General features: G+C 42.3%; 9 protein-coding genes. 4 read left to right on the top strand and 5 right to left on the bottom strand.

The genetic code is table 11. The features are described from left to right. Positions 1 to 25: 25 nt before the first annotated feature. Complete coding sequence (locus tag FC98_RS01980) at positions 26 to 1597, top strand: amidohydrolase (protein ID WP_056949121.1); 1572 nt, start codon at positions 26 to 28, stop codon at positions 1595 to 1597. A gap of 91 nt (positions 1598 to 1688) precedes the next feature. Here the strand turns inward: FC98_RS01980 and FC98_RS14570 are convergent, their stop codons facing one another. The 3 genes from FC98_RS14570 to FC98_RS01965 all read right to left on the bottom strand — a co-directional run bounded on the left by FC98_RS14570 (position 1689) and on the right by FC98_RS01965 (position 6400). Beyond that, complete coding sequence (locus FC98_RS14570) at positions 1689 to 3728, bottom strand: DUF5776 domain-containing protein (protein ID WP_056949120.1); 2040 nt, start codon at positions 3726 to 3728, stop codon at positions 1689 to 1691. A gap of 124 nt (positions 3729 to 3852) precedes the next feature. Continuing rightward, entirely contained in the window at positions 3853 to 5124 is a 1272-nt protein-coding gene (locus FC98_RS01970) for an oligosaccharide MFS transporter (protein WP_008857807.1), read from the bottom strand. 274 nt (positions 5125 to 5398) lie between these two features. Then, positions 5399 to 6400, bottom strand: coding sequence for a glycoside hydrolase family 43 protein (locus tag FC98_RS01965; RefSeq protein WP_008857808.1), 1002 nt, complete (start codon positions 6398 to 6400; stop codon positions 5399 to 5401). Positions 6401 to 6761: 361 nt separating this feature from the next. Here FC98_RS01965 and FC98_RS01960 point away from each other — a divergent pair, with 361 nt between their 5' ends. Together FC98_RS01960 and FC98_RS01955 are read left to right on the top strand one after the other, a co-directional pair. Continuing rightward, complete coding sequence (locus tag FC98_RS01960; protein ID WP_054655836.1) at positions 6762 to 7652, top strand: ArsR/SmtB family transcription factor; 891 nt, start codon at positions 6762 to 6764, stop codon at positions 7650 to 7652. A 166-nt stretch (positions 7653 to 7818) separates the two neighbouring features. After that, positions 7819 to 8418 (top strand): hypothetical protein, encoded by a 600-nt coding sequence (locus FC98_RS01955; RefSeq protein WP_008857811.1) that lies wholly within the window; start codon positions 7819 to 7821, stop codon positions 8416 to 8418. Between the two features lie 216 nt (positions 8419 to 8634). Here FC98_RS01955 and FC98_RS01950 read toward each other — a convergent pair whose 3' ends face one another. After that, positions 8635 to 9348: an alpha/beta hydrolase gene (locus FC98_RS01950; protein ID WP_008857812.1), complete on the bottom strand. Its 714-nt coding sequence runs from the start codon at positions 9346 to 9348 to the stop codon at positions 8635 to 8637. A 746-nt stretch (positions 9349 to 10094) separates the two neighbouring features. Between FC98_RS01950 and FC98_RS01945 the strand changes: the two genes are divergently transcribed. Continuing rightward, positions 10095 to 11144, top strand: coding sequence for an SGNH/GDSL hydrolase family protein (locus FC98_RS01945; RefSeq protein ID WP_008857815.1), 1050 nt, complete (start codon positions 10095 to 10097; stop codon positions 11142 to 11144). Between the two features lie 91 nt (positions 11145 to 11235). Here the strand turns inward: FC98_RS01945 and FC98_RS01940 are convergent, their stop codons facing one another. Next, positions 11236 to 12399: a hypothetical protein gene (locus tag FC98_RS01940; protein ID WP_008857816.1), complete on the bottom strand. Its 1164-nt coding sequence runs from the start codon at positions 12397 to 12399 to the stop codon at positions 11236 to 11238. Positions 12400 to 12427 lie beyond the last annotated feature (28 nt).

Below are 12427 nucleotides of genomic sequence, written 5' to 3'. Positions count from 1 at the left end.
TTAAAAGTTCAAAGGAGCCACGTTTATGCCAACATTTATCAACGCCAATATCTTTCTAGGACTGGATACCTCAAGCTTTGCGACAGCCATGACGGTCACTAATGGTCAAATTACGTGGATTGGCAATACCAATACGGTTAGTGATCCAACCGCCATCGATTTACGCGGGCAAACAGTCCTCCCTGGCTTAATTGACGTCCATACACATCCCAAATATATTGCAGATGCCCTTCACGGCGTGGCCTGTACCCCACCCAATGTTAATAGTATTGCGGAAATGAAAACGGCTTTGCGCCAGTCACCCCAATTCGGCAAGGGCAAAAAAGTTTGGATTGAAGGTTGGGGCTTTGACGAAACCAAATTAGCCGAGCACCGCACACCAACGGTTAACGACTTGGATGACGTCTCAACTACCCAGCCAATTTTCATTTATCGCTCGGATTGTCACTCCTCAGTTGGCAATTCCAAAGCACTTGAATTAGCTGGTATTAGTCGAGACACGTCTGATCCGAAAGGTGGCTTTATTGGTCATTTTGCAGATGGCCGGCCAAACGGTTACATGAAAGAAGTCGCTGCGAGCCAATTATTAATCCGTGCCAAGTCTGCCCAAAGCTTTGCTGGTGACGTTGAAAACATGGTCGCCAGTTCCGATCATTATTTGGCCAATGGGATCGTCGCTATCGGTGAAATGATGGGCCGAAAGAAGCCAACTGATTCGTTCAAACTCTATCAAGCCGCCGTTGAAGCCGGCTTTAAACCTAAAACCGCCATCTACTACGTTTACGATGAAGTCGCCGAAGACAAAGCCTTACAGCCGACTAGCGAAGAGCAGCTGCGGATTGCCGGCATCAAAGTTTTCATGGACGGCAGTATTTCTGGTGAAACGGCGGATAATCAAGTTCCTTATCCAAATGGTCAAACTGGAGTCGCTATCACAAACGCTGCTAAACTTCACCAGGCGGTTGATTACGCCCGTCAGCATCATCTTCAAGTCGCAGTTCACGCTATGGGGGACGCAGCTATTCAACTTGTCTTGAATGTCACCCGTGAATTGGCACCTTGGTTAGAAGACCGGCCAGCCATTCGAATTGAACATGCTTCCATTTTAAGTGACCAAATGCTTCACCAAATCAATGAGGCCACCATGACCTATGCATTGGTCACCCAGCCGATTTTCTTTTTTGCTGAAGACGAATCCTATCGCCAGTATTTGTCACCCGCGCAATTTAAGTTGATTTATCGAGACAGATCAATGTTAGCATCTAAAGCAGCTTTCGCGCTAAGCTCGGACGCGCCATGTACCCCGTGGGCCGAGCCTGACAGTCCATTTGTTAACATTTACGCGGCAGTCACCAGGAAAGCCGCCAATGGGGATCTTGTTAACCCAGCTGAGTCGATTAGTGTCCCGGAAGCAGTCTTGGCTTACACAAACTGGCCAGCAAAGATTGGCGGTTTCAAACACAATGGTACCCTCCAGCCGGGAATGGCAGCCGATTTTATTGTTTTGGATAGAAATATTTTTTCGATTCCGGCAGAAGGACTCAAAGACGTTAGGGTCAAGGAGACGTGGTTGAACGGGCGGAAAGTTTTTGGGTAAGGATTATTTTTGAATGGTTGATCACAAAAGGCCGACATGCAAAATCGCATGTCGGCCTCTCTAGTTAAGTCAATTAAGTTTCTTCACTTAACTATGGTTGAGCAATAATTAATTTCTTATTAGCTGTTAAATAGTGACCGTTAGTCAAAACAAATTTGCTTAATGATCCTTGTTTAACAAGTTTCTTCACTTTAACAATTGTTCCTTTTTTAAGGTGAGTCGAACGATTAGCTTTACTAAAGGTTGGTTTGGTATACTCATATGTTCCAGCTTTTGCCAAAACAGTTACTTTCTTAGGCGCTGTTTGATAGTAAAGTTTAGCAACATACTTACTGTTAGCTGTGATATAACCTGCAGCTGTCTTGTATCTTAAAGCGCCATTCTTAGAATAGGCTTTACCAGTTATTATAAACGTTTTGGCATTTGTCCGTGAATGTTTGGCGTATGATTTAACGACATGTTTGAAGTCAACGCCTTTGTACACACGAATTCCTGTCTTAGCGTAAACTTTGAACTGTTTAAACTTTTTAGTTGCGGCAGGTTGAGACGTTGTGGTTGGTTGCGTCGTACTTGGTTCAGTCGTTGTTGCTTGGCTACTTGAACTTGGTGTGGTGATTGTTCCTGTCGTACCCGTATTCGTTGAGTTGTTATTATCGGGTGTTGGTGCAGCTTGGCCAGTAATGCTGACTTTGAAGTTAGCACTAAATGACGCATCATCCTTCTTCGTCGCGGTGACGGTCACATCTTTTTGGCCAACAAAGTTTGAATTGACTTTTAACTGATAGCTACCATCTGCCTGCTTTTCAACCGTAACATCTTGGGCATCGTCAGTTGTGATATCAAAGTCAGCCGCACTGCCGTCAGATAATTTGACGGTGAAATTAGCCGTTTTACCCGCAGCTAATGACGTTGGCTGGTTTGCAAATTGAACGGTTGCTCGATGATATTGGGCAGGGAGATCGTAAACCATGGAAGTTAAGGTCCGATCACTATTGGTCTTTATAACTGTATTGCCATCGGTTTTATATGGTGTTGCACCCATCGGTCCGCCACAAACGATCAATATTTGATTATTTGGCAATGCAGCAAGTGACCGTGAATAGCCGCCTCCCATTGGCGTGTCGACGCTAGTCCAGGCGCCGTTACCATTATCTTTATTAACATATATATTCTCAGCAGTACTATTCAAGACAATTGTGCCATCATTAAGCACCGTTACATACGGAGACCCTTTTGTTCCGGCAATTTTTGTTCCTGGATTTGTCGCATCCCAATCTAAACCATTATCAGAGTACTTAACCCAGGTTGTAATCCCGGTTGCTTGATTAGGGTCGTTATTCGTAATTGATCGATATCCTTCATACGACATAATATATTTACCATTGGCCATTTGTGCAACCACAGGCATACCGCCAATGTTTGCATCTTCCTTTTCGTCGCTCCAATGGATCCCATCACTAGACGTCCGATGATCAATAGTTTGCGGCTTTACTTTCTGGTCTGAATAATAACAAACCAATTGATGGTTAATTGTTAGTAAACTAGGTTCCCAAACAGGTCCATTAGAACTAAGACCCAGATCAGCAGCACCGCCATGATCAACCGTGCTCAAAAACGTCCACGTTCTCCCATGATCGGTACTCTTATATAAATCAATTGACGTTTGACTTAAATTAGTTGGAATTGCATTACCAGCACAAATTAAGGTGCCTGCTGGCATATCTCCTACTTGTTCGGGTAATTCATACAAAGTGGGTTGATATCTCATCCCCCAGCCATGTTGGGTATCTTTGACATCTCCAACTTGATTCCAAGAGCCACCATGATCAGTACTCTCAAAAATAGTAAAGGTTGGCGTTCCACTTACATAATGCTCCCCAGTTGCATACATTCTACCATTATAATTTTGATCACTTTGGTGGGTAGTCGTGATGCCGCGACCATACATAAAATTAGGGAATATCGTGTCTGATGACAAATTTTTATCTGCCACTGTCACAACCGAATTATCAGTACTTGCCCCACTGTCAGCGGCTTTAGCTGGTTGAGCGGTAATCGTACTTAATCCAAGAACTGCAAGTCCGACTGCCCCAACGACAATTTTGGCTATTTTCTTAACAACGAAATGCATATAATTCCTCCTCAATGAGTATCAAGCGCTTACATTTTCCTTACAATAAAGGGGATGCGATCCCATCACGTGACCGTATCCCCCTTATTTAATTGTTATTGAGCTGAAATAAGTTCTAAATTACTTATGACTTAGCATTACCCTGCTCGTCAACTTCACCAGCTTGTAATTTATTTTCCTTCTTAAGAACAAAGGCTGCAAAGAGTGTTACAACAGCAACGATTGCACCAAGAATCAAGTATGTGTGGTGGAAGCCAATGGCGTCATACATATTACCAGCAACAGCTGAGAAGATGAAGACAGATATTTGTTTAGCAAAGTTTGACGCTAACGCATAAACGGTGGCGTAAACTCGAACATCGAAAGCGCCGGCAATGTATTTCATAATTGAAACCAGTACCAAAGGCATTTCGAATCCGGCTAACAGACGTAGGAAGATAACCCAAATCAAACTTGGTGATAATGCTGATCCGATGATCCGAATTGCCAGAATAACACCATAAGCAATCAAACCATTTCGTGAACCAATTCGGTTAATAATCCATGGCATTGGGAACATCAGTAAGAATTCCAAACCAATTTGAGCAGTTGTCATATAACTGTATGCCTGCGTTCCGGCAGCAGCTGAATTGAAGAATGACTTGAAGAAAATGATAAATTGTTGATCAAAAACATCATAAATAGCTGAAGTACCAATGTAGAAAATTGAGAGATACCAGAAGTTCTTTAATTTGAAGATTTTACCAATCATGCTTAAGTCGAGTGAATTAGAAGTATCACCAGCGGCAGAAGCGTTGTCCATATCAACTTTATCACTGAATAAAAGTAATCCAGTCAAAATGGTAGCTGAAATTGTACATGCCCAAAAAATTGAGTTTGGATGCCACAAGAAGATTTGACCACCAACAAATGACGCAACCATTCCGGCTAATGACCCACCCATTCGTGAGTGACCATATTCAAAACCGTTGGCTAAGCTGGCCCGTTGAACGTATTGCTCAATAACTGAAACACCACCATTGAAGATAAAGCAAAGATAGATTCCAGTTACAATGGCAACTAACATTGAATTAATGTGCATCAATGGCATAAATACCCACTGGAAGTACGGCCCGATTAGCATTGCGGCAATTGCAATTGTAAATAACAGGTTCTTCTTGAATAAGAGCTTATCTGAAATAACACCGAATGCTGGTTGGAACAAGAGTGATAATCCGGCCATAGCTGAGAAGACAACTCCAGCTTCGGCACCATTCATATGCCCGACTTGTTCCATCCAAAGAGTTAAATAACCAAAGATAATTTGCCACATGAAGAAGTAAGTAAAGTGGGTAAACGGGAATCCCCAGAAATGCTTACTCTCCTTTTTTTGCGGTGTTTTTGCACTGTTTTCCATTATACGTGCCTCCTAAAGTAAAGTGAGCGGAGTCAGGCGTTTAGAAACCGGAGCGTAAGTCTCCTTCGAGGATAATTCCCGGTTCTGGAATTTTTCTCGAAGGTGCTTGCGCGCTGGTTTCTGCCTGACGCAGCTGTCCTAATATAGTGAGCGGAACAAAGCGGCTGGGGATCGGAGTGTAAGTCTCCTTCAACAAAAATCCCCGGTTCTGGGATTTTTGTTGAAGGTGCTTACGCGCAGATCCCTGCTTTGCGCAGCTGTCCTATTAAATTTTTTAATCGTAATTATATGGAACTGGCTTGCCAAAGTTAGGCGTCCCATCATCGTTCCAAGTAAATGCCTGAACCTTTGTATGACGGTTTGGATCGTATAATGGATCACCCTTGATTTCGGTATAATCACGGCAATGGTAAACCAAAATGTCGGTCTTACCATCCTCTGCGACCGTAAATGAATTATGACCAGGACCGTATTGATGAGTCGCCATGTCACTTTGGAAAACTGGGTCTTTTGACTTAGTCCAATTACTTGCGTCCAATAAGTCAGCATCGTCTGGCACACTCAACATGCCCATTGCATAATGCTCATCGGTAGCGCTTGCAGAATAGGTTAAGAAGTAACGCCCATTTCGATGAATCACGGCTGGACCTTCGTTAACCCAAAAGCCGATCGTTTCCCAATCAAATTCTGGTTTGGTTAACATCACCGGTTTAGTCTTCAACGTCCATGGATTTTCCATTTCAGCAATATAAATATTGGAGTTACCGCGAATAGCTGGATCCTTTTGAGCCCAAACATAGTAAAGCTTGTCGTTGGCTTCAAAACAAGTTGCATCTAGTGAGAAGCTATCCATGCCCGTTTCAACCTGACCATGTTCAACCCAGTCGTCTTCACTTCTCATTGGGTCGGCATTGTCACATTCAATACAGAACATTCTGTGTTGGAACATGCCATTCTGATCCAATGCAGTTGTTTCAGAAGCGGCAAAATAAATGAACCACTTGCCATCAATGTAATGAATTTCCGGTGCCCAAATCAATTGAGACATGGGACCGCTTTCATGTTTGCGCCAAATCGTTCGCGGTGCCGCATGAGCTAAACCGGCCAATGTTTTAGCTCGACGGATTTCAATTAAGTTATAGGCCGGAACTGAGGCGGTGAAATAATAATAACCATCAGTGTGCTTATAGATGAATGGATCGGCCCGTTGAACAATCAACGGGTTAATGTATTCAGTCAAAGTAAACGCTCCTTTTCTACTACGTAGTTTTGTCATATCTTGTGCACGTGTTTTATACTATGGCTTGCGGAAAACGATTACAATGGTTTTTGTGAGTGTTTTGCATAATTTTGACTTGTATCAACATTTTTGATAGTATTATCGGGATGATAAAGCGGTTACAATTTTAAAGATCAATAAAAATGTTGATTAAAGTGTTTTCATTGCTTTAATACCAGCTTTACTAGTGAATGTTTATACAAGTAGTGCTATCTTAAGTTTAGGACAGCTGCGCAAAGCAGAAGCTTGCACCTAAGCCGTCTTGACCAAAAATCCAAAACCGGGATTTCTGGTCAAGACGGCTTAGGCTCCAGCTTCTAACCGCTTTGCTTCGCTCACTTATTAGGAGTTAACAATTATGGAACTAGATATCTCTCAAGATTCTCTAAAAGTTTATAAAGCTTTAGCCAGCTCAGTCAGAATTCAAATTATTCAAGCACTATCAACTAAGCGGACCAGTGTTCAGGACCTATCAAAACAATTACATTTGAGCAGTACGATCGTGTTAATGCACCTCAACAAGCTTGCTGAGGCTGGCATTATTGGCTTCGAGCGGCATGGTCACCAAAAAGTGTCCTATCTTAAAGTCGACAACATTAATGTTCATTTTCCAAGCACCATTTATCCGGCATTCGCTGAATACGATACAGCCGTACCAGTTGGTCAGTTCACTAATTACACTGTCACCCCTTCTTGCGGATTAGCTGGCAAGAACGATTACATCGGTAAAGTAGATAATCCTACCTACTTCATGAGCCCAGATAGAATTAAGGCTGGCATGATTTGGTGGACAGAGGGATTTGTGGAATATCAGTTTCCCAACTACTTAGAAGAAAAGGATACCTTGGAGATGCTGGACCTTTCAATGGAGCTTGGGTCGGAATTCCCTTTCTCCAACAACGTTTGGCCATCCGACATTACTTTTTATATCAATAATGTTGAAATCGGCACGTGGACTAGTCCGGGTGACTTTTCCGATACTCGTGGGAAATACACACCGGCCTGGGTTCCCGATAACGTCAACCAGTATGGTCAGTTAAAAGTCGTTCGGCTAACCGACCACGGCAGCTATTTAGATGGTCAGCCATTTACCGACGTCTCAATTAACGACATTGATTGGCACAATCCAACCATTACCGTTCGGTTTGCCATTAAAGATGACGCCAAGCACAAAGGAGGTTGCACGATTTTTGGATCTGGCTTTGGTAATTACGATCAGGATATTCAGATGAAGTTATTTCATAGTTAAGTTATTTTTAGGACAGCTGTGTCAGGTAGAAACCTGACTCCGCTCACTTATTTTAGAAAAGTTGCGCAGAGCAGAAGCCTGCATCTAAGTCTTCTCGCACGAAAGCTTGGACTTCGACTTCTAACCGCTTTGCTCCGCTCACTTTTATGTAAAGAGGGTAAAATTCATGAGTCAAAATGACAAAATGCGAGAATTTATTTTAAGCTATTTAGAAACCCAGCCTAATCAAGTTAATCTTGCTACCGTCCGTAAACTAATCGGATATGGTACGAACAATGATTATGGGGCTCCAGATATTTTAAAACAACTCTTGGCGATGGATCAAAACCACGAGGCCATTCTCACGGCAACTTTTGACGTTGATTTCGTAGACGGCGTTAAATTATTTAACAACAAGGCCACTCGTTGGCTGACTGCCAAAGGGACTAAATACTTTCAAAACCTGAAGCATGGTAGTGTCGGCCAGTCGACTATCCATCTATCTGCCAACAACGAAAAGCATACTACTCAAAAATATGACGGCTACCTTTCTCAGCTGATCTCCGCAAAAAACGTGATGCAAACCGAATCTGACCAGGTCACCCTTCAAGAGTTTTCACTGGATCTCCGTCACCTACTTACCGATAATAAGAAGCTTGAACGGGGGGCTCTCAACAAATTTTCTCCATTTGTCCAGCGTAATTGGCAGGAATTATCAACGCCGATGACCCCCATTTTTATGGAATTATCCCGCCGATTTTTGTTCGACAAGGATTATGACGCATGAAAGTGAGCGGAGCGCGATCCTAATCCACGTAACTAAAACCACAACCCGTTGCACAAATACAGTAACTAATCCTGATGTTTCCAAATTAATCTAAAGATACAAATAGAAGGGACCATGACAATAATAGCTTTGTCATAGCCCCTTCTATTTTCATTCTCAACATTCTTCTATATTTGATCTTAACAAAGAATTTCCTTTATCACTCATAAAGCCAATCTAATCAAGTTGATTCAACCACTCCAAGCAAAGTGGGAACCATTTAGCAAAATGTACATCTGCCCGGTCACCGTTCACGATCGCTGTATACTTGTTCCCTAGACTATAGCCATGACCGCCCGAACCAAAGACATGCAGTTCAAACGGAACATCATTTTTAAACAATGCGGTTGTGTATGGCTGAATATGGTCCACGTAAGGCGCCAAACCATCTTCACGTGCCCCAAAGATAAAGGTCGGGGTCGTGTCCTTAGTTACTAACTTAGAAACGTCTTCACTTTGAATTCCCATTTTTTCATCCAAGGCCTGATTAACAACTGGATATCCCAAGACAGCAAATTTTGCCTGAGTCCCTTTTTCACACGAATAAGCAGCCGCTAACTGACCTCCTGCTGAAAAACCGATAATCCCGATCTTTTTAGGATTGACTTTCAGTGCTTTTGCGTGTTTAATAATGTAGTCAAATGCCGTGCTGATACTTTTTTTAGCTAACTGGTAATTCTTCTTATCGTTAATTGGGTACTCAAGCACAAACGCCTGATAGCTTTGCGTCAAAAACGTCAAGGCCACCCGCTCAGAATCCCGCTGCTTGAATGGTTTATAACTGCCACCAGGTAGAATCACAACCCCGGGTAGCGCAACATCGGTATCACTATTATAAATATCAAGTTTCGTGTCATTTACTTCATCCAGTGTAATTTGTTTAAAATCCATCTAATCACCTCAACTTCTATGATAAGATGCCAACAAGAAAATGCCAACATCAATTATTGGGAACTGCTGGCAAACCACCTTGTGGCGCGGGATTAACTGGTAACATCAGATTTATTTATGTCATTATCGACTTAATTTATAACTTTCTTTAGTTTTTTGTCTTATAGTAAACAGTTGGTGACTGTAAATAATTAATACATAGATTCTCATTTAACGTTGATCAATATTTTGTAGGACAGCTACGCAGGCAGAAGTCTACACATAAGCACATAGGATAAAAATCCCAAACCCAGGAATTTCCATCCGAGGAGACTTATGCTCCGACTTCTAATCGCTCTACGCCGCTCACTTGTTGTAGGACAGCTGCACAAAGCGGAAAGCTGCACCTAAGCCACTCCTACCAAAGGCCAAAACCCATGGCCTTTGGTAGGAGCAACTTAGGCTCCGCTTTCTAATCGCTTTGTTCCGCTCACTTGTTATTAGGACAGCTTCTCCAGACAGAAACTTCCATATAAGCACCTCGGTCAAAAATTCCAAACCCAGGAATTTCCGCCCAAGGAGACTTATATTCCAGTTTCTAACCGCCTGGATCCGCTCACTTGTTGTAGGACAGCTCCTCAAAGCAGAAGCTTGCACCTAAGTCATCTCAACCAAAAATCCAAAACCGGGATTTTCGGTCGAGATAACTTAGGCTCCAGCTTCTAACCGCTTTGTTCCGCTCACTTTATTAAACCGGGGGAATTTACATGATTTCAATTAACAAACGTGCCGTTATTTTAGTTGCTGCTTTTGTGGTTGCAACCCTCTCTTTTGGGTTTGGCTGTGATTCAACGGCAGATACTGGTACCGCTAAAGTTAGTGTTCATTTTCAGGCACCGATCCACGCCCATGCTTATGCATTAAAAAAGAATGCGACACTTTATTCAAATTTAAAACTCACAAAGAAATCGTCCAGTAACGCGTTTCTTAACACAACGTGGTATCGAAATAAAATTGCTAGCGTTTCAATCAACGGTAAACATGTCTACGTTTATCGGTTAACGAGCGCTAACAACAAACATACCTACTGGGTTCTCCATTCTCAGATCAAAGGAATTTACAGTCCCTCATTTAACATCAAATTGCCTCAAGCGGGTAATAAATTCGCGGGCAAACAGATTGGGGTATTTGGTGACTCCATTCCATCTGGTTGGGATGGTTATCATTTTTACCTGAATAATTCATACTTTGACTGGTTGAGTAAATACCTTGGCACTAACAAACGGGTGATGAACGATGCCGTTCCTAATGCCAAAATTGTCGGCCATCGATTTGCTTACATTGGTACAAAACGGGTTGCTCAGGACTTGCCAGTTGCCATCAGCTATCATCAAAGCCAGATCAAAAAGATGAACATGATCTTTATTCACATTGGTACCAATGACTACACTAATCTTTCGGGCTCTGGTAACCTACGAAACGTCACCCGCCACTTATACCATGACGTTATGACAATTAAGCGAATTAATCCTAATGCCCATATCTATGGTGTCCTGCCAATCTCTCGGTATGACGAATTAGGCGAAAGCCGCCAAAATATGGTCAATCAATCTGGTTACACGTACGGACAGCTACGGGAAGCAGAAGCCCGCGTTTACCATAAGCTCGGCGCAACGATTATCAATTTCCAAAAATTTGCTCCCAATATCATCACCGATCAAAATAAGGATCTCACCCTGGAAGATCATGAAATTCACCCAACCGCGCAAACAGCTCAAAAAATGGGTTACGCGCTGGCAAAGCACTTAGCCAAATAAACAATTTTACATGATACGCAAAAAGCCCATTGACCATTTTCCTTGATCAATGGGCTTTTCGTTTACATTTAATAGACCAACAAACACATAACTAACTTGAACCATCTGGTCTTGCCAAAATAAACACGTACCCATTCCAACGAGTAGCATCCCGGCTTTCATCTTCATATCCTTTGATATTATTGACAATTTGGATGCCAAGTTTGTAACCAGACATTGAAGCCCGTTTGCTTGCAGAATAGCCTTCTTTATCAAGCAACTGCTTAATGCCGGCTAACTTAGTCGCATTTGATGCTTTTTCATGTGCATACAGCCATTTTTGAATTGACGGAAATTGCTTGATATCAGTATAGCCCTGCTTACTGATGGGATTGGGATCGCCATCAGACGTATTGTTAAACGTATCATAATCATACGCAGCAATCTTTGATAAACCTAAGTCAACTGGGCTGTTAGGAAACAGCTTAACAATTTCTCTAGCAAGCTTTTGCTTCTTACCTTTTTGAATATAACTATTGTAATCAGCACTGTCGGTGAACTGATCAATACTTGTATAGTCAATTTCTGGATAATTTGTATTGTGCCCAGCCTCGACTTGTGAAGCACTAACGTAGCCACTGATAATCTTGCTAGAATTCCCGTCTGGTGTCAGATGAACATAGTAATAGGTGCTTTGTTTTTGATGATGCATCATGGTAACTGTTGCTAACCGATATAAGTTGGCCCCAGGATAATTTTTTAAATTAGCGCGTTTCTTAGTATGCCGCCAGTTCCAGATGCCCACATTTTGCTTGGCATTCTTAGCGTGAAATGTGGCTGACTGATGGCCCCACTTCTCCTTAATAATTTGGTAGCCGTATGGGCTGAACCCCTTGATTAACGCGCTGGGGCGGACCCATCCCTGATAACCATTACTTTTATCGGCAACATAGTAATAAATGGCACTCTTGCGATTATGATAAACCCTAGCCGTTTTTTGGACAAACAGCGTTACACCCTTTAATTTAGAAACTTTATAAAGTCGTCTTTGAAAATCTTTTTGCTTATCAAATGGATAACGCTTGCTTGACCAGATATAAGCTTTTGAATTTAAATTAGCATGATACGCATTCTCCGGCAAATCATCTGAGTAGATGGTATTGAGAACCTTAACCCGATAACCGCTGGGGGCTGCTTGGACAGCCTGTGGGTTGGTAATAGCTATTAATGCAGCAAACGCCACTATGATACCAACCAATTTAATAATCCTTTTCATGAATAAAAATTCCCCTCTTTCACTGATA

Source organism: Lentilactobacillus kisonensis DSM 19906 = JCM 15041, from assembly GCF_001434135.1.
Lineage (GTDB): Bacteria > Bacillota > Bacilli > Lactobacillales > Lactobacillaceae > Lentilactobacillus > Lentilactobacillus kisonensis.
Note: the sequence above shows the minus strand (reverse complement) of the source record. Positions and strands in the feature narration are given on the sequence as shown.